The sequence below is a fragment of the Ignatzschineria sp. 22MB058224 genome (genome assembly GCF_058188435.1).
On sequence record NZ_CP187366.1, the window covers coordinates 1,121,623 to 1,147,500 of the forward strand.

The following is a 25,878-nucleotide window of genomic DNA, read 5'->3' on the forward strand; positions in this document are numbered from 1 at the left end:
ATGAAGAAAAATATGTTTAAAAAACTTTTTTCCATTTGCGCACTTGTGATCGCAACAACAACCGCCACCTTTGCCCAGATGCCTAACTCCTCCTTGCAACTTCCGCAATACGCTGTGAAGTCATGGATTATCATGGATTTTGACACAGGTGCAATTTTAGCAGAGTCCAATAGTCAAACCCAATTTGAGCCTGCAAGCATTACAAAAATCATGACTGATTATATTGTGGCAGATGCTCTTCATCGTGGTGCAATTCATAAAGATGATAGCGTTTTAATTTCGCCTAAAGCACGTAGTATGTCAGGATCAAGAATGTTCCTTGAAGAAGGGACGCTTGTTTCGGTTGAAAATTTACTACAAGGTCTAATTGTACAGTCTGGAAATGATGCAGCCGTTGCACTTGCTGAACATACCTATATGACAGAAGAAGCATTTGCAAAAAAAATGAATGAAAAAGCTGCGGAATTAGGTATGAAAAATTCCCACTTTAAAAATGCTAGTGGATTACCTGATCCAGAACATTTAACAACCGCTTATGATCTTGCAATTCTCTCACGCGCACTGATTAAAAACTTCCCAGATCACTACAAATATTACTCTCAAAAAACTTTTACTTGGAATAATATCAAACAAAACAATCGTAATACACTTCTATGGGAAGACCCAACAGTTGATGGCATCAAAACAGGTCATACTAACAGCGCAGGTTATGGCTTAGCTTCTAGTGCTGAAAGAAACGGTTTTAGAATTATTGTCGTAGTGATGGGAGCAGATAGCGAAGCGTATCGCCAACGTGTATCACGCGAACTCATTAACTTTGCATTCCAAAATTTTGCACGTAAAAAACTATACGATGCCAATCAAGTCATTGCCCATGCAAATCTTCTCCATGGCGTTGAAAAAACAGTGCCTGTCGGTGTAAGCGAAAGTATTACAGCCACGCTTCCCAAAGTGCAATATGAAAATCTTAAAGCACAGATTCAAATCACTAATGGACTAGAAGCTCCGATTACAAAAGGTCAACAAATTGGAAACTTAGAGTTTTACATCGATAATCATCTTCTTTATAGCTTTCCGGTAGTAGCACTTCAAGATGTTGAAAAAGTTGGTATTTTTCATCGTTTGTGGAGTACTTTTTTAACAAAACTCAATAATAAAATCACGAAATTTAAAGAAGCGCTATAAATTTAATCAATTTTTTGTAGTATTCTTGTAGTTTATTCGATATGATATCTTGCACATTTAATGATGGTGTTATTTTTTTGAACATAATTTTTAGGAAACGAGAGACATGTCACAAAAGATTATTGATGATCTAAAAGCTCAAGGTATTACTGCGACTGAAATTTTATACAACCCAAGCTACGATGTTCTTTTTAAAGAAGAAACGGATCCTTCTTTAACAGGCTACGATAAAGGATATCTTACAAACCTTGGTGCAGTCGGAGTTGACACTGGCATTTACACAGGTCGTTCACCTAAAGATAAGTATATTGTTCGTGATGAAACTACTAAAGATACCATTTGGTGGGCGGATTCAGGAAAAGGTAAAAATGATAACAAACCTATTTCTCAAGATATTTGGAATGAACTTAAAACATTAGTTGTTGACCAACTCTCTGGTAAACGTCTATTTGTTGTTGATGGTTTTTGTGGTGCGAATGCGGAAACTCGTTTAAGTGTTCGCTTCATTACAGAAGTTGCATGGCAAGCACACTTCGTAAAAAATATGTTTATTCGCCCAACTGAAGAAGAATTGAAGAACTTTAAGCCTGACTTTACAGTGCTTAATGGTGCAAAAACATCCAATAAAAACTACAAAGAGATGGGATTGAACTCTGAAACATTTGTAGCATTTAACTTGACTGAAAATATGCAGCTAATTGGTGGTACATGGTACGGCGGCGAGATGAAAAAAGGTCTCTTCTCTGTTATGAACTATCTTCTCCCATTAAAAGGCATTGCATCAATGCACTGTTCTGCTAATGTTGGTAAAGATGGTGAAACTGCAATTTTCTTTGGTCTTTCAGGCACTGGTAAAACAACGCTTTCAACGGATCCAAATCGCGAATTAATCGGTGATGACGAACATGGTTGGGATGATGATGGTGTATTTAACTTTGAAGGGGGTTGTTATGCAAAAACAATCAATCTTTCTAAAGAAGCCGAACCAGAGATCTATGGAGCCATTCGTCGTGACGCACTTCTTGAAAACGTTGTCATCAAAGAAGATGGCTCTGTTGACTTTGCAGATGGTTCGAAAACTGAAAATACGCGTGTTTCTTACCCTATTTATCACATTGATAATATTGTTGAACCAATCTCGAAAGCAGGTCCTGCGAAAAAAGTAATCTTCTTAACTGCAGATGCATTCGGCGTTATTCCCCCTGTATCAAAATTAACTCCTGAACAGATGCAATATTACTTCCTTTCAGGTTTTACTTCTAAATTAGCAGGTACAGAACGCGGCATAACCGAACCAACCCCAACCTTCTCAGCATGTTTTGGTGCAGCATTCTTATTATTACATCCTACTAAATATGCTGAAGTTCTTGTAAAAAGAATGCAAGAATCAGGTGCCACTGCATACCTTGTAAATACCGGTTGGAATGGAACAGGCAAACGTATATCACTTAAAGCAACGCGTAACATTATTAATGCAATTCTAAATGGTGAAATTGATAAAGCAGAAACAACAACGATTCCGCTCTTTAATCTTGATGTTCCAACAGCTGTAACAGGTGTTGATACAGATCTTTTAGATCCGCGTAACACCTATGAAGATGCTGCTCAATGGGAAGAGAAAGCAAATAATCTTGCAGATCTTTTCGAGAAGAATTTTGACCAATATACTGATACTGCTCTAGGTGCTGAACTTGCAAAAGTAGGCCCTAAAAAAGCGTAATTAGGGTTATTAAGTTAATTTTTACTTCAAACATTAAATGTAAAAAAGCTGATTTTGAATCTATTCGGAATCAGCTTTTCTATTGCTTACAATAAACTAAACAACTCAATAGCATAAAATTTCACAAGCATATACTATTCACTAATATCGTTTAAAAGTTAAAGCTTATTCACTGGTTTATAAAAATATGACATCAATAACAACCAAAACCTACTACAACAGCGAAGCTGAATCCTTTTTTGAAAATACTTTCTATGTGGATATGGAACCGCTCTATCGTGCATTCCTTCGTTATTTGCCGGCAAAGGGAATCATTCTTGATGTGGGCTGTGGCTCCGGTCGAGATGCGCTCTATTTCTCGCAAAAGGGATATCATGTTGAGGCTTTTGATTATTCAGAAGCGCTTGTGAAATTAGCGCGGGAAAAGACTAAGCTCGATATTCAAGTAGGAAGCTTTTATGAGATCACGGCAAAAAATCAATATGCCGGCATTTGGGCTTGTGCTTCGCTTCTTCATTGTGAAAGAGATCGTTTGCCAGAGGTTTTACAATCATTGATTGACTCACTTCAAAATGGAGGAATCTGTTATCTCTCTTTCAAATATGGTTCAGAAGATCGGGAGAAAGAGGGGCGACACTTTACGGATCTTAATGAAGAGCAGATGGCTCAATTCTTGAAACCACACAAAAACATTCTGCTATTACAACAATGGATCACATCAGATAATCGACCCGATAGAGATGATGAGTGGCTCAATATTATTTTTCAAAAAAGAGGAGATTAGAGCGTGATTACAACAGAGATCATTCAAGAGGATTTTGCTGAGTCATTACCGATTCCATCCGCCGAAAAACAGCTCGAATTTCTCAATAATATTCAGCAGTTAATCAGCTTTGCCGATACAACGGCAACCTACAAATATGCCCTTCTTTTAAGTATCACGCGCCTTGCTATTGAAAAGGGGAAACCAACGGGCGATCGTCTTGTCTTAAAGTTTTCTGATATTGCCGATAAGTTTATAGAACTCTACTGGAATCAGGCAAAACCTTTTCACTTCCAAGAACAAGAACCTTTTATTCTTTTTCAAAGTAATATCTCTCAAGCCGCAATCATCAGACGATTAACAGAAGCGCAAGAAAAGTATCGCACAATCTCGAAAGCACGTTCTGATAAGGATGCGTGGAATAAATTAAATAGAGCAACTATTCAGATTATTAAAAATAATCCTATTTGGCGCCTGCAATATATTCAAAAAGAGTCTTTTGAGTTTCTCTACAATTACGATCAATCGACCTCTACCGAGATTACGCTTCTTCCCAATGTGATGTATTGCCTTCGAACCTTCAACCTGATTATTGAAGAGCTTTGTCAAAAAGCATGGGTCGATACGGTACGCTTAAATAAACAAAATGCCCATCTCTTAGATTCCCTGCCCGATCTAGATACTTTCCTCTTTGAAACTGATCGCAACCAGCTCACTCGCGTCCAACCAATCTTGCAAGAGATTCAAGGCGATCGTTGCTTTTATTGTAATAAACCAATACGAAACCGATCTGCCGTTGACCACTTTATTCCTTGGTCCCTCTATCAGGTCGATACAGCGCATAATTTCGTACTGGCGGATCACAGCTGTAATAGTAAGAAGAGCAACTTCCTCGCAGATCTCGATTTCTATCAAAAATGGTTAGAGAGAAACCTCGAGTATGATGCATTCATCACTGAGGAGGTCGGAAAAATAGGATTTATTGCCGATCGCATCCGTTCAGAATCAATTGCTAATTGGGCTTATACTCAAATACAGAATAAAAATGGACTGTCGTTATGGGCGCCGGAGATTAAATAAGGTTTTCCAAAATCTTTCTTGTTTGAAATTGGTACTGCTCTACTGTTATTAAGCGATTAAACTCATTCGATCAACTATCGAAAATATTAAATCCGATATAATGGCAATCATTATCTGATATTGTCACTGAATAGATGTTGCCGGCGAGATCGATTTGGTCTTTGCCCTATTTATAAAGGATCACAGAAGATGAGTTACGAAAAGACACTCAGCCCGATTAAAACGCCGAAGACGCCGCTTGTGGAGTCGCCGATGATGGCCTTTATTTTGGCGCTGATTGCCGGCTGTTTAAATGGATATACCTACCATAAAATTAAGGCATTTAGCACATTGCAATCGGGGAACTTTATTCTCCTTGGAGAGAGTGCGGCAACGAGTGATTGGGAGCATTTTAGGCGAATTATCTGGGTCGGGATTGCCTTTGGATTGGGGTCGATGACAACGGCATTTATCGCCTATCTGGAAGAGGAGAGACGTAAGACTTGGGCATTTGTGATTCTCTCTTTTGAGGTTTTACTCTTAACGATTTTGGGAACCGGCATTTTAGATGGCTATCTCACTATTACCCATATCTGCCTTATTATCTCCTTTATTGCCGGCATGCAGGGAAATGCGTTCCATAAAGTAGATGGTATGACTTATGGAAATGTTGCCATTACGCCGGTATTGCAAGAGGCTTTTAACTTCTTGATGCTCACCCTCTTTGGCCGAATTCATGCGCTCATTAAGAGTTTGATCTTCTTCTATGTAATTGCCGGCTTTGCCCTAGGTGGTTTTATCGGCACGATTGCGACGGCTCACTTTAATGAGAAGATGCTCTTCTTCCCGGCATTGGTTCTTTTTTGGGTATTAATCTATCTTCTCTATGCGAAAGATAATGAGCATGAACCTATCGATTCTCACTACAATTAAACTATCAAAACTTAAGTTATAATGGCGTTATCGCCTCATAAAAAAACCTTAGCAGCTGTGACTTTTCAATTGTCATCATATTGCTAAGGCTCTCTTATATATCTTTGACTGATGTAGGTAGATATCGACTACATAAAGAACATCACGCCGGCTAATCCCGCAATAATTAAAGGGATATTGTAGTGTAAAAATGTCGGTACACAGGTATCCCAGATATGATTATGTTGCCCATCGGCATTCAATCCGGCAGTAGGACCTAAAGTAGAATCGGAAGCGGGTGAACCGGCATCGCCGAGTGCTGCGGCAACGACTATCAGCATCGTTGTTGCTTCAACAGAGAATCCTAATGCCATACTAAATGGAACGTAGATGGTCGCAATAATTGGAATTGTTCCGAATGAAGTACCGATTCCCATGGTGACTAATAACCCGACGATCAACATCATCGCCGCGCCCCAGAATTGGCTACCGCCGACAAGATCTTTAGAGACCTGAACGATATGATCAACTCCGCCTGTCTCTCTTAAAAGATGTGCATAACCCGATGCGATTAACATCACAAAGGCGATAAAACCCATCAATCTTACTCCATCTAAAATCGCACTATCTTGCGCTTTAAAAGGAATCGCTTTAAAGAGCACCATAATCCCTAAGCCGATCAATGCCCCTAATGGCAGCGAACCTGTCCAGAGTTGAACAACAAAGGCACTGAGCGCACCTAAAATCGCTCCGAAATGTTGCAGTGTGAAGTGATCTGTTACTGCTAATTTTGACTCTTTTGACGCAATAATGGGAAGATTTTTATAATCACGCTTTTTACGATAGCTGATAAAGATTGCAATCAAGAGACCGACCACCATACTCAATGCCGGAATCCAAACATATTTCCACACTTCAGTATTGGCAACCTCCATCCCGTTGAGCGTCATATTCTCGGCAACAACACCGTGAAAGATGAGTCCAAATCCAAGAGGAAGCGCAACATAAGGTGCTTTAAGACCAAAGGTTAAACAGCAAGCTGCCGCCCGGCGATCCATCTTGAGATCATTCATCATCTTGAGAAGTGGTGGAATCAAAATCGGGATAAAGGCGATATGTACCGGAATCACGTTTTGAGAAAGACACGCAACACCTGCTAAAATCAGCAAGAAGACCTTTCCGCGCTTTCCAACGACTCGCTCCATCTTATTGGATAAAATGGTGGTCAAGCCTGTTTGGGCGATACCTCCGGCAAGTGCGCCGAGCAAGACGTAACTTAAAGCGGTATTCGCCTGCCCTCCCATTCCCGAGACAATGAGATCCATCGTCTTACTGATATCGAATCCACCAACTAAACCACCGACGATTGCAGAGATCATAATCGCTAATAGAATATTAACGTTACTCAAACAGAGTACAATCATCAAAACTACTGAAATAAGAACTGGATTTAATAAAATTTCCATATTCTCCCCCTCCTTAAACTTTCACTGAGCGATACCGCTCTCAATTATTAGAATTATTGTAAATTATTACGGTTGTGATGATCTGCGTTACTATTGTGCATTGCCCCCTATTGGCGCATATCTCGGTTGATAAAAGGAACCTGACAGTCAAGACAGCAAACTGCCTAATTCCGGCGCTAAAAATCGATCAATCATGAGGAAAAAGGCTAAGAATTAACCTAGCTTTGACCCTAGGGCGGATTCAACAGAATTGATCAGATCCTCATTAATAAGATCGATCACTTTATGCATATCAACATAAGCAATACGATCTTCAGTTAATGCAGAGACCTGCTCACGAACCGCGTGATAAGCAACATCTGTCCCTTTTCCAAGCGCTTTACCGGCATCTTTCTTATTAAGATCGATCGCTTGACATGCGAGCATCATCTCCATGCCGACCACTGATTTTGCATTCTTATAGATATCGAGTGCTTTACGTGCGGCAATGGTTCCCATACTGACGTGATCTTCCTGATTAGCGGATGAGGGAATCGAATCGACACTCGCCGGATGTGCTAAAACTTTATTTTCAGAGACTAAGGAAGCCGCTGCATATTGCACAATCATATAGCCGGAGTGTAATCCGCCCTGCTCGGTTAAAAATGCCGGAAGATCATTATTGAGTGCCGGATTAACAAGACGCTCTATACGGCGCTCACTGACGTTAGCGATCTCCGCAAGTGCGATCCCTAAGAAATCGAATGCTAATGCCATTGGTTGACCGTGGAAGTGGCCGCCGGAGATTCCCATACCTTTATCACGCAGAATGATGGGATTGTCGGTGACGGAGTTGATCTCAATCTCAACACGTTCACGCACATAGTTAAGTGCATCATGGCTTGCACCCTGAATTTGGGGCGCACAACGAAGCGAGTATGCATCTTGAACGCGCAGATCCCCTTGATGTGTCGTTCGTTCACTGCCGGCAAGGAGCGTTAAGAGATTCGCTGCAACCTGCTTCTGCCCTGGATGAGGACGAAGTGCATGCAATTCAGGGATAAAAGGATCGGTAATGCCGTTGAGTGCTTCAATTGTTAAGCTTGTGGCAATATCACTCGCTTTAAGAAGGGTGATTGAATCGAAAACCGTTAACGCACCTACTGCCGTCATCACCTGTGTGCCATTGATAAGTGCTAATCCCTCTTTAGAGGTAAGCTCGATCGGTGTAATGCCGGCACGTTTCATCGCTTCGATTCCGGAGAGCATCTCGCCTTCATACTCAGCTTCCCCTTCACCAATCATCGGCAGCACCATATGCGCTAGCGGAACCAGATCACCACTTGCACCTAAAGAGCCCTTCTCATAAATTTTGGGATGAACACCTCTATTGAGCATCTCAATCAAGGTCTGAAGTGTACTTAAACGAATGCCGGAGAAGCCCTTCGCAAGATTGTTAATGCGCAGTAACATGATCGCCCGCACCACTTCACGGCTAAAGCAGTTGCCAATACCGCAAGAGTGGCTAATGATTAAATTCTTTTGCAGATCTTTCGCTTCCTCTTTAGAGATATGAACGGTACTAAAGTTACCAAAGCCTGTGGTAATGCCGTAAACAGCTTCGCCCGATTCTACTAATTGATCGACAAATTGACGTGATTTTTCGACCTCTTCAATCGCGCTCGCTGTCAATTCGACGGTAAATCCATTTCGTGCGACATTGACCACATTTTCGAGGGTTAAATGGTTACCATCAATTTTAATACTCTTCATAATGACTCCTTTATAGGTGATCTATTTTCTTTAATTTTGTAATTGTTTTTTAACAAGTTGTGATTTTAAATGTTAAACGCTCGTGATTTTTCACTATTTAGAGATAGCCTTCCGGATTACTTGTCAATTGAACAAGATAATGACTAATTTCAAGAAGGATATAACTGTTTGGTGTTATCTACTTTGACAATCACGCTGTATAGATTTCTTAAACGAATGTCGATTGACAGCCAAAATAAGCTTTTGTCGCTGATGACAGAAGTGCCATACCATTCGAGCCGCACTCTTTGCCGATAGCTGATCCCGATCAAGGTTTGGGTTATATTCGACAAAATCGACTGCTACAAGCTTATTCGACTCTAAAATCCAATCAGCAAATTGCAGATATTGCCGAAGTGAAACGCCATATGCACTTGGTGCCGAAACAGCAAACATTTCCGATGAAGGCAACGCATCGAGATCAATCGTAAGATAGATGAGATCGACCTTAGCGATAAACTGCGCAATTCTATTTTTTAAATCATGTGAATTTTCTTGGTAACATTCGCTATCCCAAATAATCTCTGCATTTATTGTTTTTGCAGTCTCAATCAGTGCGGCTGTATTTCCCGGCAGACTTGCACCAATACAGAGATAATGAAAGGCTTTATTTTGCTGCATCGCATCGTCATAAAGTTGTTTAAAAGGCGTTCCTGATGTCGCACTCACGGCATTTCGAATATCTAAATGCGCATCAAAATTAATAACACCGACTGTTTTATGGGGATATGCATCAAAAATCCCTTTACCATGCGCATACGCGGTTTCATGGCCGCCACCGAGAACGATGGTAGGTAAACCATTTTTTTGACACTTTGTAATATGCTCGGCAAAAAAAGCTTGTGCCGATTCCAACGAGCCTACCGAATAGGCAATATTTCCAAAATCAACTAGTGATGCTGACTCAGAATGTTCTGCCATATTTGCTAATACGCGCCGAATAGCATTAGGGGCATCTTTCGCTCCAACGCGCCCTTTATTCAAACGCACACCTTCATCACATTCAAAGCCTAAAAGAGCGACATGATTTGAGAAATTTTGCGGATTAAATTGCTCTGCAACCATTACCGTTTGAAAAAGACGTTTTGCTAGAGGACTTTCGCTCGAATCATCTCGTCCTTGCCAAATATCATCTGCTGTTTTTTGCCATAATTGCATATCTACTCCTCGTCAGACGCCAGCGCTAACCCGATTTTCCGATACTATCGATCGCTACATTATAATAATTTTGAATTAGAGGTTATTTGCCCTTGAAAAACTCGATAGACAAGCGGGTTGTAACCAATTTCATAAAAAATTTCAACAGGATCTTTCACATTCCAAATCGCAAGATTAGCCACAAAACCACTGCGAATTTGTCCATGAGTGTTTTCACGCCCTAACGCTTTTGCCGCATTTCGAGTCACGCCAGCCATCACTTCTTTCGGCGTCAAACCAAAGAGCACAACAGCGGCATTCATCGCTAAACGCAATGAAGTAAAAGGACTTGTACCGGGATTGTAATCCGTTGATATTGCCATCGGAACATCATACTGACGAAGTAATTCAATCGGCGGTTTTTGAGTTTCTCTAAGGAAATAGAATGCGAGCGGTAAAAGTGTTGCGACAGTACCGGATTTAGCAATCGCCTGGATCGCCGTTTCATCTAAAAATTCAATATGGTCAACAGAAAGCCCATTATACTGTGCGATCAACTCGCTACCACCCAGATTCGACATTTGTTCCATATGCCCTTTTACCGGAATATTGAGTGCCTTAGCTGTATCAAAAACACGCTTTGTCTGCTCAAGTGTAAATCCAACAGATTCACAAAAGACATCAACAGCTTCAAAAAGGTTCTCATTCCAAAGCGTTGGAAGAATCTCTTCACAAATTTGATCGACATATTGGTCGCTCTTACTTTGATATTCTGGTGGAACAGCATGTGCGGAAAGTAATGTTGAAACAACTTCGATAGGATATTCTTCGCCCAATTTCTGTGAAACTAGTAACTGTTTACGTTCATTAACTAAATCAAGACCATAACCTGTTTTTGACTCTATGGTGGTCACACCATCATTCGCAAGCGCCACCATTCGTGGAAATGCTTTTTGAAAAAGCTCTATTTCACTTGCCTTTCGAGTTGCGGAAACTGTCGCATTAATTCCACCGCCTTCGGCAGCAATTTGCGTATAAGGAATACCATTTTGACGCATCTCCCACTCTTTAGCACGATTACCACCAAAAACAATATGGGTATGGCAATCAATAAAGCCTGGCGTAATAAGCAACCCAGAGAGATCAAAAACGCTAGCATCTTCTGGCACCAAATAAGAACCCGTTGGTAACAAACCAATAATTTGATCATCTTGAGTGATAAGATCATGCCCCTCAACTAGACCATAATCATTCACTAGATTTGGATCCATTGTGGCGATTCTTGCACCTTTCCAAATGTTCATTTCATTCGTGACAACAAATGATTGCTTCATGATTTCCCCTATACAAATCTTGTAGTGACAAATTCTATAAGAGACTAAAAGAGCACCTAATCTCTTCCGCCCATCAACTAAAAATACCTTAGATGCTCTTATCTCTACTTCTTTAAGTAGAAATCAATCGACGATTGATTTCACTACTTCACCATTGGTAAATTCAAGCCTTGCTCTTTCGCGCAATTAATCGCAATATCATAGCCGGCATCTGCATGACGCATTACACCTGTTGCCGGATCATTACGGAGTACACGTGCAACTCGCTTGTCAGCATCTTCTGAACCATCACATAAAATGACGACACCTGAATGTTGTGAGAAGCCAATACCAACACCACCACCATGATGAAGCGATACCCACGTTGCACCGCCGGCTGTATTCAGTAGCGCATTGAGTAACGGCCAATCTGAAACAGCATCTGAGCCATCACGCATCGATTCTGTTTCACGATTTGGACTTGCAACAGACCCTGAATCTAGGTGATCACGACCAATAACGATTGGTGCTTTTAGCTCACCATTACGAACCATTTCATTAAATGCTAAGCCTAGTCGTTGACGATCTTTCAATCCAACCCAACAGATACGCGCCGGTAAACCTTGAAAATCGATACGTTCACGTGCCATATCTAACCAATTGTGAAGATGTGGATTATCCGGGATAAGCTCTTTCACTTTTTGATCTGTTTTATAAATATCTTCAGGATCACCTGAAAGTGCGACCCAACGAAATGGTCCTGTGCCTTCACAAAAGAGTGGACGAATATAAGCGGGAACAAATCCTGGGAAATCAAAAGCATTATCCACGCCCTCTTCCAGAGCCATTTGACGGATATTATTCCCATAATCAAATGTTGCAGCACCACGTTCTTGTAAAGTAAGCATTGCACGAACATGTTTCGCCATACTTTTACGCGCTTCACGCTCTACTTCTGCTGGATTCAATGTACGCTTTTCTAACCATTCAGCCATTGACCAACCCGATGGAAGGTAACCATTAATTGGGTCATGAGCTGACGTTTGATCCGTTACAATATCTGGCGTAATATTACGCTCCACTAATTCGCTAAAAATGTCTGCTGCATTACCTAACAAACCTATCGAAACCGGTTTTCCCTCTTTTTTTGCTTCTTCTAGCATTAGAAGCGCCTCATCTAAGGATGTCGCCTTTCGATCAACATAACGTGTTTTTAACCGGAAATCGATACGAGTTTCATCACACTCAACGGCAATCACATTAAAGCCTGCCATTGTCGCTGCAAGCGGCTGAGCGCCTCCCATTCCACCAAGGCCTCCCGTAAGAACCCATCGACCTGAAGTATCGCCCGCAAAATGTTGCTTTGCAGCTGCCACAAAAGTCTCATAAGTCCCCTGAACAATTCCTTGAGAACCGATATAAATCCATGAACCTGCAGTCATCTGCCCATACATCATTAACCCTTTTTTATCGAGTTCATGAAATTTTTCCCACGTTGCCCAATGAGGAACAATATTAGAGTTTGCAATTAACACGCGCGGAGCATCTTTATGTGTTTCAAATACCCCTACTGGTTTCCCTGACTGCACAAGAAGCGTTTCATGATCTTCAAGGTTTTTAAGTACTTCTAAAATCTTGTCATAGCATTCCCAGTCGCGAGCAGCACGGCCAATACCCCCGTAGACAACAAGGCTTTTGGGATGCTCGGCAACTTCAGGATCTAAATTATTTTGCAACATACGGTACACCGCTTCTGTTTGCCAACTTTTACACGTTAAATCACTTCCTCGCGGTGAACGAACAACACGACTATTATCTGTACGATGTGGCATATCTATCTCCTTTGTTTTTTATATCTGACAGCCAAAGCTGATCTCGATTTCTCTATTATTATTGTTTAAAATTTAAATGTATATACATTTAAAGCTTATGGACTTAATTAATCATGAAATTTTTAATGCTGCAAGGGAATTTTCAAATATATTCTCAATATATTAGATAACCTAATGAATTATAAGGAAATAAATATAGTTCTTTATTTTATCTTACTGCCATGTTTTTAAATTAAAGAAGAATTTTAATTGATTCAATGTAATAGCATGATAGAATGAATACTCCAAAAATATAGACATTTCGCCTTAACATAAAATCCAAATTTATGTCGGAGCAATCAAAATGGCAATTCCCAAATTTAAGAGTATTCAAAACTATCTTCTTAATGGTATCGCTTCGGGCGAATTCCCCGCGGGAGCACAAATTCCCACAGAGCTCGAACTTGCGGAAAAATTTGGTGTCAGTCGTATGACGGTCAATCGTGCAATTAGTGATCTCACATCACAAAATGTTCTTACCCGCACAGCTGGCAAAGGGACATTTGTAACAGGACAAAAATCGGCAACATCCCCAGCAAACATTGGGGATATTCAAAAAGAAGTTTTAGCTCGCAACCATCAATATAGTGCAAAGGTGCTCATTCAAAAAAGCATCCTCGCAGATGAAGCAACAGCTCTTGGTTTAGGTATTCCTACTGGATCAAATATCTACTACTGCCAAATTATTCACTATGAAAATGGTTTATCATTAATCTTAGAAAATCGTTATATTAATCCTGAGTTTGTCCCGGATTTTATTCATCAAGATTTTTCTAAAATCACACCAACGGGATATCTATTAGAAAAGCATGGATTAAGCCGTATGGAGCAAGCCATTGAAGCCATCGCCTGTTCAAAGCATCACGCACAATTATTAGAGATTGCCGAGGGTGAGCCTTGCCTCTACATCACGCGCAGGACATGGGATAAGCACAACATTATCAGTGTTTCCAATTTCGTTGCACCGGGAATTCGTTATAAATACTTCTTTAGTCGCAACTATGTCAATTAATTTATGGGGTAAGATTGCCTTACCCCACAATCCCCTTTTCAATCTTGCTATATATATTACGATTATGGTTGATTCAGTGGTTGCGTTTGTGTTTGTGGTTGTGTTTGTGTTTGTAAGGATTTTAAAGCTTCCGTATTTTGTGCTTGTGCAATACGAATATCAATTGGCGATTCATCATTATCGAGATAGACGGTTTGAGAAGGGAATGCAAAATCAGCACCATGTTGATGAACGATCTCCACCATTTTTAGGTACACCTCTTGTTGTGCTTCAAGCCATTCTGCCCATACAACCGTTTTAGTAAAACAGTAGATTAAAATATTCAACGATGAATCCGCAAACTCATCAAAGTAGACAAGCAATGTCTGCTTGGTATCGATCTTCGGGTTATTTTTAAGCATTGTGCGAATATCATTTACAACATCTGCAACTTTATCGGCATCTTGATAGCGTAAACCAATTTGCGTTTTAATACGACGATTGGTCATTCTTCCGGGGTTTTCAACACTAATCGAGGAGAATACAGAGTTTGGAATGTAAAGTGGCCGATGATCAAAGGTCATAATTTTCGTAATACGCCAACCAATCTCAACAACGGTTCCTTCAATTTGCCGATCGGGCGAACTCACCCAATCGCCAATATTAAAGGGGCGATCAAAAAAGAGCATAATTCCCGAGAAAAAGTTACTTAAAATATCTTTCCCCGCCATCCCAATCGCGATACCACCGATTCCGCCGAAAGTGAGTAAGCCTGAAAGGCTCATTCCAAAATGCTCACCAAAAAGGATAAGAATAACGAAAAAGATAATAATCTTAAAAACTCGCGTAATAATTTTGGCTGATGTTTTATCTGCCCCCTTCTCTACCTGAATCATCTCCAATCGATTAGTCAAAAAGAAGAGTGTTCTCAGGACAATTAAGGCAATTAAAATAATCATGCCGAAATTAACCATTTGTGTGGTAATAAACTTAACATGAAAATCGGTAATTGCCATCTGAAGATATTGCGAAGTTAAAACTACTGCGCAACACATAATTCCCGCTTGAATGATATGAGCAATCATCCCTTTCTGCCCCCATTTATGGCGTTTTGCAAAAAAACCAAAAATCGCCAATAAAATAACGCAGAGAAGAATTAACCCAACACCAACCTCATATTTAAGTAATAAACCCTGTTTCATCATAAACTCCTTACAAATAGATCGCATTATTGTACACGGCACCGATATAGTTGTAACTTTTAATAAATATTTACAAGTTAATATCAACAAAAAGTAATCACCGTAAAGTAATCGATATTCTTTTCAAAAGAGCCATTCCTTCGCCGACCTACTATCAAATTCTGTATAATTGTTATTATTATTGATTTATATTAAAAGGATATCGGATGCCATCCATTTTAAATTACAAAATTGTCGAGCCAGAATCACCAAAATCGGCAATTCCTATTTTATTGATTCATGGTCTGTTTGGCGATATGAATAACCTTGGCATGATTGCTCGTGGACTTGATCAATATCGAGTGATTCAAGTAGATGTACGAAATCATGGTCATTCATTTCATAGCAACATAATGAATTACGAGGTGATGGCAGAGGATATTGTGCAATTACTTACGGAGCTCAATATCGACAAAGTCGTTTTAATTGGTCATTCAATGGGCGGAAAAATCGCGATGACGGTAACAAAGCTCATCCCTCAAAAAATCGACAAATTGATTATTATTGATGTTGCACCTGTTGCCTACTCCGATCGCCGTCATGATGAAATTTTGGCGGCTCTCAAAGCAGTTACTGTTTCTGGAGTATCTGATCGAAAAGAAGCCGCTGAAGTAATGCGCCAATACATTGATGGCGAGTTTGTGATTCAATTTCTCCTTAAATCCTTCCGCAATGGTGAATGGCTCTTTAATGTACCGGTACTCGATAAGGAATATATGGAAATCGCCGGCTGGGAAGAAATTCCTGTGTGGCATGGAAAAATCCTCTTTATCGTCGGGGGCGATTCTCCTTATATTCTCCGAGAATATCAATCTCAAATCCAAACTCAATTTCCTGAAGCGAGCGCCGTTATTATTACCGATGCTGGTCATTGGGTACATGCACAAAAGACCAACTTGGTCCTTAAAGCGATTCATAAATTCCTAGATGAAAATCCAAGTCACTAGTCGTACACATAATCGCGATATAGGGAAATTTTAATTGACAAACCAATGGGAAAAGCTCTAGAATACTTGCCTATGCCGGAGTGGTGGAATGGTAGACACGGAGGATTCAAAATCCTCTGCTTAATAGGCGTGAGAGTTCGAGTCTCTCCTTCGGTACCAAACTTTTTTATAGAGCCTGTAATTTCAACAAGTTACAGGCTTTACTTTTTTATAAGGGACATTAACAGGGTACTCTGCGAAAGTACCTAAAATAATACAAAGTGATCGAACAATCTTTTCCTTTTTCATTCATTACGGACTACTTCACAATTGGTAAGTCATCCCATGAAGTGGTGTAGGAAGGCGATAATTTTTCACGGCGCATTTTCCATTGATGGCTTGTGCCCTGAGATGCTAAGTTTATAACCGCCCCAAAGCGTCGATTAAGCTGATCGATCGTCTGCATTAAATTCAAACTTTCCTCAGTTTGACTTTCTCGAAAGAGATCTTTCTGATAATCCCCAATACTGAGATTTCGAAGAATGATTCCTGCTTTGACGTATTCTTTATTCTCTTCCCAAATAGTATTTAAGGACTCCAAAGCACCTCGAACAATTATACGTGAGTCATTGGTTGGCGCTTGAAGATAATAGTTTGATTCATTGTAATAGATACCGGGATTCTTAAAACGATTAGTATGAATAAAAAGCGCAATATTCTTTACAAAAAGTTGCTTTTCACGTAACTTCTCTGCCGCCTTTTCAGCATAAGTAGCAATAACCTCTTTCATCTCTTCATAGCAAGACACCTTCTGCCCAAATCCGCGTGAAAAAATAATCTGCTGTCGAGCTGGTTCTTCCGATACTATCTCCTGACACGAAATTCCAGATAATTCCTTAATCGTTCGTTCTACAACAACTGAATACCTACGCCCTATTTGCACAGGATCCGCTTGCTGAAGATCCCAAGCTGTTTTAAAACCATCGGATGTCAAATCTTGCAACAATCGTCGGCCAATTCCCCATACTTCTGACAATGGTGTTATCTGCAAAAGGCGAACTTGACGGATTTCAGAAGTTAAATCCACAATACCCTTCGTTTTGGAATATTTTTTAGCAGCGTAATTCGCAAGTTTGGCAAGTGTTTTTGTTGATGAGTAACCAATGCAAACATCTATTCCAACCTCTCGCTTTATACGTGCTTTTATTAAAGATGCAAGTTCATAAGACTGTTGTGGATCTAGTCCAGAAAAATCGACAAAGGCTTCGTCAATAGAATAAACTTCAATTTTCGGGACTATTGATTCCATTATCTTCATCACTCGATTCGAGATATCCCCATAAAGCGAATAATTAGATGAAAAAACAGTCACACCTTTCTCATCCAAAAAACGCCGTATTTTAAAAAAGGGTTCCCCCATTTTAACGCCAAGCTGCTTCGCTTCACTACTACGAGCAATCACACAACCATCATTATTTGAAAGAATTACAATAGGTTTATTTTTGAGATCAGGCCGGAAAATTCGCTCACAGCTTGCAAAAAAATTATTACAATCAACTAATGCAAAGATCGATTTCATCTATTTAAAGTTTCGAATTGACTTCGTCACTACCCCAAATATTTCAAAATCATCCAATGAATGAATCAAAATTGGGGCGTATTTAGGATTCATTGCCACCAATTGTGGCGTTGGCTTTAGAATCAATTTTTTAACGGTAAACTCCCCATTGTAAGCGGCAATGACAATATCCCCCTCTTTCGCTTCTAGAGCACGATCAACAATCAAAATATCATCTGGAAATATTCCGATGTCAATCATCGAATCACCGCTCACTCGTAAAAAATAAGTTGCTGCCGGGTGCTCGATACAAAGCTCATTTAGGTCTAACGATTTCTCAATATAGTCATTCGCCGGCGATGGAAAACCCGCCGCAACTTTACTACTAAATAGAGGTAATGGAATACTTTTTTTTAAATCCGTCATAAAAAACTGTTTCTCAGCAATCACAAGAGCGATACATATTATACTATTTTAAAACAACTAAGTATTTGATCCCTACTCAGAATTAAAAAACTATCCACAACTTGAACTACACCTCAAAACTTGGGATGGCTTCGATTATTCGCTAAATATACTTACTAATTTTCAAAAGCCAACGCTCGTCGCTCCATTAACTTCGCAATCAAAATTAAAATAGCATTTACAACAAGATAAATTAGCCCTGCCATTGCATAGTAGGTGATTGAATCATAAGTTTGCCCTGAAAGCTCTCGTGCTCTTCCCATAATATCAAGCAAGGTAATGCCTTGAACTAGCGAAGTGCTTTTAAATATCAATACAATCTCATTAGAGTAACTAGGTAAAGCACGACGGAGTGCAAGAGGAATTAAGATCTTCATAGCTTCAAATCGGCTCATTCCCAATGCAAGACATGCTTCCCACTGGCTTTTAGAAATATTTTTAACTGCACCATAAAATAACTGTGCTGTATATGCCGCTGAGTTAAGTGATAAAGCTAGTATTGCACAGAACCAAGCTTGAGAAAAAATCGACCATAAAAATGAATCACGGATAAAATGAATTTGCCCAGGACCTGTATAAAATAAGAGAATCTGCACAAGAAGAGGTGTGCCTGTAAAGAAGATAATAAAACCACGAGCAATCTTTGCGGGCCATCGATTTTCCCAAAGTGTCATCACGCCTGTCAAAAACAGCGCTAAGAGGAATCCACAGAAAAGGGATGCAACCGTTAAACCTAAGCTTAAAGGAACGCCATCGAGAATAAATAGAAAATGATCTAACATCGTTTCGTCTCCTTACTTTGCCGGTGTTTGGTCGTAAATAGTGATTCGGTTATAGAGCAGATCTTGTATTTTTTGACTAATTAACGAGATCACTAGATAAATGAGTGCTGCAATGGCATACCAAATAAAATGATTAGTCGCACTATAAATATAATCCGTCTCTTTCATCAGCTCATGAACACCTATCAATGAAACTAATGCAGTATCTTTAAGAAGTACTAACCATTGATTACTAAGTCCTGGAAAAGCGTGACGCCACATTTGCGGCATAACAATATAGAAAAAGGTTGCGGGCTTTGATAACCCCAGCACTGCTCCAGAACTCCACTGCTCTTTCGGCACGGCTAATAAAGCACCCCGGATAGTCTGTGATGCATACGATGCATAAATTAATGAAAGTGCAAAAGCACCCAGTCCGAAAAAGAGATATTCGCCGTAATTATCCAATAATGCATAATAAGGATCTAAAATAAAATCAGGCAAGCTTGCTTCATACTCCATAAAAAGATACGGAATACCAAGCCCAATTAAAAAGATAACAATTAGCTCAGGTAATGATCGAATAATTGAGACAATAAAAGTAATTGGCCAACGAATAATTTTCCATCGGCTAAGCTCTAATAATGCAAAAATATTCGCCCATAAAAATCCTAATACTAATGCAACAATTGCTAATAAAATTGTCGTTTTTGCCGCAACTAACATCGCTTCGAAATAGCTACTTGCAAAAATATCCCAAATATTGGTTATACCACTCACGCTTCTGCCTCTCTTTACAAGCAAAAAGCGATGAGGTCGCCATCGCTTTCTGCCTTACTACCTATTTAAAATTATTGGTTAAACCATTTTTTATAAATTTCATCATATTGACCATTATCTTTCACAGTCTTTAATGCCGCATTGATCTCTTCTAAAAGTTCTTTATTCCGTAAACCAACACCTATTCCAAGACCATTACCGAAATATTTTGGATCGGTCACTTTTTCACCAACTACCACAAAATTATCATTATCTTTGATGTAATCATTCACAACTTCGCCATCCCCAAAGACAACATCAACACGCCCCAAAGCGAGATCACTCATTGCAGAAGGATATTGTGGATAAACTGAAACTTGAGAACCTTTAAAAGCATCACGGATATATTGTTGATGAGTTGAACCTGATAAAACACCAATTTTCATATCGGCAATATTGTCAGCTTTTTCGGCTTTATCTTTTGTTGTGATGTAGATTGAGTAGTTTTGATAATAAGGATCACTAAATGCTAATTGCTTTGCACGCTCTTCAGTAATATCCATACCTGAAATCACAGCATCATAACGGCGTAAACGTAAATTAGGGATCAATGCATCAAACTCTTGTTCTGAATAAACACACTCTTTATTCATCTCTTTACACACCGCATTCATTAAGTCGATATCAAATCCAATCAACTCATTACCTTCACCTTTATATTCAAAAGGAGGATAGGCAGGGTTTGTACCAATTGTTAATTTGTCTTGTGCAACAGCTGTTGAAGATGCAAATACTCCCACGGCAAGTAAGAGAATCCCTAATTTCTTTTTCATAACTCTACTCCATTATAATATTTGTTTAATTTGTTGGTTTATACCTAAAAATAGATCAACCGTTTTCAGTATACCGTGAATTAATGAGAAAGATATTGTTTAAATTCTTCCGTTTTTGGTGACTCAAATATTGTGGCCTTTCCTTCTTCAACAACGCGACCTCGCTCCATATAGATCACATATGTTGCGATACGCTTTGCGAAATCGACATCATGCGTTACCACAATTTGTGTAATCCCAGTCTTAGCAAGTTCTTCGATAATTGTCGCAACTTGAGAGGTAATTTCCGGATCAAGTGCTGCGGTTGGTTCATCAAAAAGCAATACTTCAGGATCCATCATTAATGCACGAGCAATTGCCACACGCTGCTGTTGACCACCTGATAACTTTAATGGATAGCGATCTTCTAATCCTTCCAACTTTAACGACTGTAATGCTTCTAATCCCCGTTTATGAGCATCGGTCTGTTTCATTTGCCCAAGCTTTACAGGCGCATAAGTAAGGTTTTGTAGCACTGTACGATGTGGCCATAAATGATATTGTTGGAAAATCATACCTACTTTTTGACGTAGATCTCGAATCGTTTTGTCGGAAATTTTTTGAGAGAAATCAAAATGAAAGTCTGCGATATCAAGCGTTCCCTCTTCAGGACGCTCTAAAAGGTTTAATGTGCGTAGAAGAGAGCTTTTTCCTGCACCACTAGGGCCTAACAATACAACAACTTCCCCTTTTTCAGCTTTTACTGAAACATCAAAAAGAACCTGTGTATCGCCATAAAAGTAGTTTAAGTGTTTAAGCTCAATCATGTCATCCTTTCTCTTTTACTCTAGATATGTACTCACGATTATTACAATACAAATTCAAGTTTCAATAATCGAAAAATTTTTAACCTGCCTATTCTACGGTATTTTTTGACTTTATGCTGAACCTTTTCATCAAAGATGTATCATTTTTAACAATCAACAATAGAGACAAGAAGTTACGACAATATCAATAAGTATTGCCATAAATAAATGACGGATAAAGATAGAACTATAAATCTTGCTATTTTTTGGTAAGCTTAGTAATGAGTTGTATCGTGCTAACAATACCTAAACTAGAGAATTACAAAAATTATGAAAAAAGCATTGATCGAAAAGTTTTTTGATAGTTCTTCGAAAAAAATCGCATTAATGGGAATGAGTGGTGTAGGAAAAACGCATCTTTCTAAAAAACTCCCAAAATCCACATGGTTTCACTATTCAATTGATTATCGAATTGGAAGTCATCATCTAAAAGAAGAGATACATGATTTCTTAACTCAAGAAGCGATGAAACAATCTCTTTTAGCGAAACTGATCCGTGAGGGTGCCATTTCGGTAAAATCACAATTGACCGTTGATAATTTAGCTCCTTTATCAGCTTATCTCGGTATGGTAGGAAATCCGCAAGAAGGTGGCACTGATCTCAATACGTTTTTAAATAAACTTGAAAATCATCGTTTAGCTGAAATTAAAGCAGTGAAAGATCTCCCTTATTTTATTGATAAATCCCAAAATCTCTTAGGCTTTGAAAATTTCATTACAGATACCAGTGGAAGCTTCTGTGAATTACAAGATGAAGAGAGCTGGCAATTGATCGGTGAATCATCACTACTTATCTACATTAAAGCATCAGAAGCGGCAAAAAATTATGTCATTGAACGGGCTCAAACACATCCAAAACCACTCTATTATCAGCGAGACTTTTTAATTCCAAAAATTGATGAATATCTAGAAACTGAAAATCTTCAATCAGCAGAACAGATTTCGCCAGCACGCTTTACTCGCTGGATATTTCCAAAATTAATTGAGCATCGTCTTGGGCTATATGAAATGATTGCAGAAAGATATGGAATTACGATTGATGCTGAAACGCTCTACCATATCAAAGATCAAGATGACTTATTTAACTTACTTAAGGAGCAAAAAAATGCGTGAACAGATAGGCTCAACAATGAAGCGCGAGACAACTGATAATTTACATATACGCAGTTATAGAGCTAACTATTTTAAATTAAATGATGACAGTGAATGGCACAATACCGCTATTCTTCTACAAAATCAAAATATCGAAACTGATAGTAACTTATTACCTGCAGCCTTTTCAGAATTGACGGAAGAGCATTTTCAAAATTGGGTAAAACGTAAACCAACAGTGATTTTAATTGGTACTGGCGATGCTATGCAATTTTTAGAACCCAAATGGCGTGCATTCTTCTATCAAAAAGGCATTGGAATTGAGACGATGCCCACAGAAGCACTTTGCCGTACATTCTCAATTTTGGCAACCGAAGATCGTAATGCATTAGGAATATTCTTCCCAATTACTCAATAGTTTTATTAAAGCAATCTCCGGCGGGGATTGTTGGTATTTGTATTGGCCTAAAAATCGCGGACTTACCTATTTTCGATTGGTTATGATTATTCCACGCAGCAATGAAAAAGCCCCTAGTTCAATGAACTAGGGGCTTTCAAATTAAGCCCTGGAAATGACCTACTCTCACATGGGAACTCCCACACTACCATCGGCGCTGCTACGTTTCACTTCTGAGTTCGGGATGGGATCAGGTGGTTCCATAGCGCTATTGTTTCCAGGAAAACTGGTGTGTGCTTGAAGTGATACTCACTCCACTCACAAATAAATTTGATTAGTTGGTTGTAACAGCAATGGCGATTTATCTCGCGTTGATTGTTTTGTTGTGCACTTAAGTTTGTGTATTCACATTAACTTTGGAAACGCTTTCATGTCTCGTAGTCAATTGTCTAAGACCTATTATATGGTCAAGCCTCACGGTCAATTAGTATTGGTAAGCTCAATGCATTACTGCACTTACACACCCAACCTATCAACGTCGTAGTCTTCGACGGACCTTTAGAGGGGTTAAACCCCTAGGGAAATCTAATCTTGAGGAAGGCTTCCCGCTTAGATGCTTTCAGCGGTTATCCCGTCCGTATGTAGCTACCCGGCAATGCCATTGGCATGACAACCGGAACACCAGAGATACGTCCACTTCGGTCCTCTCGTACTAGAAGCAGCTCCTCTCAAATTTCCAACGCCCACGGCAGATAGGGACCGAACTGTCTCACGACGTTCTGAACCCAACTCGCGTACCACTTTAAATGGCGAACAGCCATACCCTTGGGACCGACTACAGCCCCAGGATGTGATGAGTCGACATCGAGGTGCCAAACTCCGCCGTCGATATGAACTCTTGGGCGGAATCAGCCTGTTATCCCCGGAGTACCTTTTATCCGTTGAGCGATGGCCTTTCCATACAGAACCACCGGATCACTAAAACCTACTTTCGTACCTGCTCGACGTGTCTGTCTCGCAGTCAAGCACCCTTTTGCTTTTGCACTCAATAGCCCGATTTCCGACCGGGCTGAGGGTACCTTCGTACTCCTCCGTTACTCTTTCGGAGGAGACCGCCCCAGTCAAACTACCCACCATACAATGTCCTTAGCCCAGATAATGGGCCTAAGTTAGAATTCCAAATCTTTCAGGGTGGTATTTCAAGGATGGCTCCACTAAAACTAGCGTCTTAGCTTCAAAGCCTCCCACCTATCCTGCACAAAAAGATTCAAAATCCACTGTAAAGCTATAGTAAAGGTTCACGGGGTCTTTCCGTCTTGCCGCGGGTACACCGCATCTTCACGGCGATTTCAATTTCACTGAGTCTCGGGTGGAGACAGCCTGGCCGTCATTGCGCCATTCGTGCAGGTCGGAACTTACCCGACAAGGAATTTCGCTACCTTAGGACCGTTATAGTTACGGCCGCCGTTTACTGGGGCTTCGATCAAGAGCTTCGCTTACGCTAACCCCATCAATTAACCTTCCAGCACCGGGCAGGCGTCAGACCCTATACGTCCACTTTCGTGTTTGCAGAGTCCTGTGTTTTTGATAAACAGTTGCAGCCAGCTTTTCACTGCGACCCTCCTCAGCTTACTGCGTAAAGCATTCACCAAGGAAGGTGTACCTTCTCCCGAAGTTACGGTACGATTTTGCCGAGTTCCTTCACCCGAGTTCTCTCAAGCGCCTTAGAATTCTCATCCCAACCACCAGTGTCGGTTTGGGGTACGGTTCTCATATCACTATTGCTTAGAAGCTTTTCTTGGAAGCATAGCATCAACCACTCCGGAGCTCGTAAGCTCCTCGCATTCACATCTCAGTATTAAGATCCCGGATTTGCCTAAGATCTCTACCTACTTGCTTACACTGGCATACCAATCACCAGCTGGTCTAGCTTTCTCCGTCCCTCCATCGCATGATACGAGAGTTCAGGAATATTAACCTGATTCCCATCGACTACGCATCTCTGCCTCGTCTTAGGGGCCGACTCACCCTGCTCCGATTAACGTTGAACAGGAAACCTTGGTCTTTCGGCGTGCGAGTCTTTCACTCGCATTAACGTTACTTATGTCAACATTCGCACTTCTGATACCTCCAGCAGCTCTTACGAGTCCACCTTCACAGGCTTACAGAACGCTCCCCTACCACATATATTCTATAATATACATCCGCAGCTTCGGTATATCGCTTTAGCCCCGCTAAATCTTCCGCGCAGGCCGACTCGACTAGTGAGCTATTACGCTTTCTTTAAATGATGGCTGCTTCTAAGCCAACATCCTAGCTGTCTATGCCTTCCCACATCGTTTACCACTGAGCGATAATTTAGGGACCTTAGCTGGCGGTCTGGGTTGTTTCCCTCTCCACAATGGATGTTAGCACCCACTGTGTGTCTCCCATGATAATACTTTCCGGTATTCGGAGTTTGCATCGGGTTGGTAAGTCGGGATGACCCCCTAGCCGAAACAGTGCTCTACCCCCGGAAGTAAATTACATGAGGCGCTACCTAAATAGCTTTCGGGGAGAACCAGCTATCTCCAAGCTTGATTAGCCTTTCACTCCGACCCACAGCTCATCCCCATCTATTGCAACAGATGTGGGTTCGGCCCTCCAGTCAGTGTTACCTAACTTTCAGCCTGGCCATGGGTAGATCGCCTGGTTTCGGGTCTACACCCTGCGACTATACGCCCTATTAAGACTCGGTTTCCCTACGCCTACCCTATTCGGTTAAGCTTGCCACAGAATGTAAGTCGTTGACCC

21 protein-coding genes, 1 tRNA gene and 2 rRNA genes (1 of these 24 only partly in view) are annotated in these 25,878 nt (G+C 40.3%); 10 read left to right on the forward strand and 14 right to left on the reverse strand.

Annotated elements, in window-relative coordinates; genetic code table 11:
* The first annotated feature begins 12 nt into the window (after positions 1-12).
* From ACPF7B_RS04875 to ACPF7B_RS04895, 5 genes are all read left to right on the forward strand, one after another.
* Complete coding sequence (locus tag ACPF7B_RS04875; protein ID WP_490504709.1) at positions 13-1,185, forward strand: D-alanyl-D-alanine carboxypeptidase family protein; 1,173 nt, start codon at positions 13-15, stop codon at positions 1,183-1,185.
* A gap of 106 nt (positions 1,186-1,291) precedes the next feature.
* The gene (gene pckA / locus ACPF7B_RS04880) at positions 1,292-2,905 is read left to right on the forward strand and encodes a phosphoenolpyruvate carboxykinase (ATP) (RefSeq protein WP_490504710.1); all 1,614 of its coding nucleotides are present in this window, start codon (positions 1,292-1,294) and stop codon (positions 2,903-2,905) included.
* Between the two features lie 187 nt (positions 2,906-3,092).
* On the forward strand, positions 3,093-3,689 hold the full coding sequence (locus tag ACPF7B_RS04885; protein ID WP_490504711.1) for a class I SAM-dependent methyltransferase: 597 nt from the start codon (positions 3,093-3,095) through the stop codon (positions 3,687-3,689).
* A gap of 3 nt (positions 3,690-3,692) precedes the next feature.
* Positions 3,693-4,748, forward strand: coding sequence for an HNH endonuclease (locus ACPF7B_RS04890; protein WP_490504712.1), 1,056 nt, complete (start codon positions 3,693-3,695; stop codon positions 4,746-4,748).
* A 189-nt stretch (positions 4,749-4,937) separates the two neighbouring features.
* Positions 4,938-5,660, forward strand: coding sequence for a YoaK family protein (locus ACPF7B_RS04895; protein ID WP_490504713.1), 723 nt, complete (start codon positions 4,938-4,940; stop codon positions 5,658-5,660).
* Between the two features lie 128 nt (positions 5,661-5,788).
* Here the strand turns inward: ACPF7B_RS04895 and ACPF7B_RS04900 are convergent, their stop codons facing one another.
* The 5 genes from ACPF7B_RS04900 to hutU form a co-directional block, all read right to left on the reverse strand.
* Positions 5,789-7,105 (reverse strand): Na+/H+ antiporter family protein, encoded by a 1,317-nt coding sequence (locus ACPF7B_RS04900; protein WP_490504714.1) that lies wholly within the window; start codon positions 7,103-7,105, stop codon positions 5,789-5,791.
* A gap of 213 nt (positions 7,106-7,318) precedes the next feature.
* Positions 7,319-8,857, reverse strand: a complete 1,539-nt coding sequence (gene hutH / locus ACPF7B_RS04905) for a histidine ammonia-lyase (protein ID WP_490504715.1) — start codon at positions 8,855-8,857, stop codon at positions 7,319-7,321.
* A 174-nt stretch (positions 8,858-9,031) separates the two neighbouring features.
* Entirely contained in the window at positions 9,032-10,054 is a 1,023-nt protein-coding gene (gene hutG, locus ACPF7B_RS04910) for a formimidoylglutamase (protein WP_490504716.1), read from the reverse strand.
* Positions 10,055-10,113: 59 nt separating this feature from the next.
* On the reverse strand, positions 10,114-11,367 hold the full coding sequence (gene hutI, locus ACPF7B_RS04915) for an imidazolonepropionase (protein WP_490504717.1): 1,254 nt from the start codon (positions 11,365-11,367) through the stop codon (positions 10,114-10,116).
* Between the two features lie 143 nt (positions 11,368-11,510).
* Positions 11,511-13,178, reverse strand: coding sequence for a urocanate hydratase (gene hutU, locus ACPF7B_RS04920; RefSeq protein WP_490504718.1), 1,668 nt, complete (start codon positions 13,176-13,178; stop codon positions 11,511-11,513).
* A gap of 343 nt (positions 13,179-13,521) precedes the next feature.
* On the opposite strand from hutU, the gene hutC reads away from it, so the two are divergent.
* Entirely contained in the window at positions 13,522-14,229 is a 708-nt protein-coding gene (gene hutC, locus ACPF7B_RS04925) for a histidine utilization transcriptional repressor HutC (RefSeq protein ID WP_490504720.1), read from the forward strand.
* 62 nt (positions 14,230-14,291) lie between these two features.
* Here hutC and ACPF7B_RS04930 read toward each other — a convergent pair whose 3' ends face one another.
* Positions 14,292-15,410: a mechanosensitive ion channel family protein gene (locus tag ACPF7B_RS04930; RefSeq protein WP_490506500.1), complete on the reverse strand. Its 1,119-nt coding sequence runs from the start codon at positions 15,408-15,410 to the stop codon at positions 14,292-14,294.
* Positions 15,411-15,616: 206 nt separating this feature from the next.
* Between ACPF7B_RS04930 and ACPF7B_RS04935 the strand changes: the two genes are divergently transcribed.
* Both ACPF7B_RS04935 and ACPF7B_RS04940 read left to right on the forward strand, forming a co-directional pair.
* The gene (locus ACPF7B_RS04935; protein WP_490504721.1) at positions 15,617-16,396 is read left to right on the forward strand and encodes an alpha/beta fold hydrolase; all 780 of its coding nucleotides are present in this window, start codon (positions 15,617-15,619) and stop codon (positions 16,394-16,396) included.
* 74 nt (positions 16,397-16,470) lie between these two features.
* Positions 16,471-16,555, forward strand: a tRNA-Leu gene (locus ACPF7B_RS04940).
* 139 nt (positions 16,556-16,694) lie between these two features.
* Here ACPF7B_RS04940 and ACPF7B_RS04945 read toward each other — a convergent pair.
* From ACPF7B_RS04945 to artP, 6 genes are all read right to left on the reverse strand, one after another.
* The gene (locus ACPF7B_RS04945; RefSeq protein WP_490504723.1) at positions 16,695-17,954 is read right to left on the reverse strand and encodes a Y-family DNA polymerase; all 1,260 of its coding nucleotides are present in this window, start codon (positions 17,952-17,954) and stop codon (positions 16,695-16,697) included.
* Positions 17,955-18,359 carry a translesion error-prone DNA polymerase V autoproteolytic subunit gene (umuD, locus tag ACPF7B_RS04950; RefSeq protein WP_490504725.1) on the reverse strand — a complete coding sequence of 135 codons (405 nt, stop codon included), beginning with the start codon at positions 18,357-18,359 and terminating at the stop codon, positions 17,955-17,957.
* Positions 18,360-18,514: 155 nt separating this feature from the next.
* Positions 18,515-19,180, reverse strand: coding sequence for an arginine ABC transporter permease ArtM (gene artM, locus ACPF7B_RS04955; RefSeq protein WP_490504726.1), 666 nt, complete (start codon positions 19,178-19,180; stop codon positions 18,515-18,517).
* A gap of 12 nt (positions 19,181-19,192) precedes the next feature.
* Positions 19,193-19,885 (reverse strand): ABC transporter permease subunit, encoded by a 693-nt coding sequence (locus ACPF7B_RS04960; RefSeq protein ID WP_490506501.1) that lies wholly within the window; start codon positions 19,883-19,885, stop codon positions 19,193-19,195.
* 125 nt (positions 19,886-20,010) lie between these two features.
* Positions 20,011-20,751 carry a lysine/arginine/ornithine ABC transporter substrate-binding protein gene (locus ACPF7B_RS04965; protein ID WP_490504728.1) on the reverse strand — a complete coding sequence of 247 codons (741 nt, stop codon included), beginning with the start codon at positions 20,749-20,751 and terminating at the stop codon, positions 20,011-20,013.
* 80 nt (positions 20,752-20,831) lie between these two features.
* Complete coding sequence (gene artP, locus ACPF7B_RS04970; protein WP_490504729.1) at positions 20,832-21,557, reverse strand: arginine ABC transporter ATP-binding protein ArtP; 726 nt, start codon at positions 21,555-21,557, stop codon at positions 20,832-20,834.
* Positions 21,558-21,866: 309 nt separating this feature from the next.
* On the opposite strand from artP, the gene ACPF7B_RS04975 reads away from it, so the two are divergent.
* Both ACPF7B_RS04975 and ACPF7B_RS04980 read left to right on the forward strand, forming a co-directional pair.
* On the forward strand, positions 21,867-22,709 hold the full coding sequence (locus tag ACPF7B_RS04975) for an ATPase (protein WP_490504731.1): 843 nt from the start codon (positions 21,867-21,869) through the stop codon (positions 22,707-22,709).
* Positions 22,702-23,106, forward strand: a complete 405-nt coding sequence (locus ACPF7B_RS04980; RefSeq protein WP_490504732.1) for an Mth938-like domain-containing protein — start codon at positions 22,702-22,704, stop codon at positions 23,104-23,106. Before ACPF7B_RS04975 ends, ACPF7B_RS04980 begins: the two co-directional genes overlap by 8 nt.
* A gap of 146 nt (positions 23,107-23,252) precedes the next feature.
* On the opposite strand, the gene rrf is transcribed toward ACPF7B_RS04980, so the two are convergent.
* Positions 23,253-23,367, reverse strand: a 5S ribosomal RNA gene (rrf, locus tag ACPF7B_RS04985).
* Between the two features lie 181 nt (positions 23,368-23,548).
* Positions 23,549-25,878, reverse strand: a 23S ribosomal RNA gene (locus ACPF7B_RS04990) (it continues 582 nt past the right edge of the window).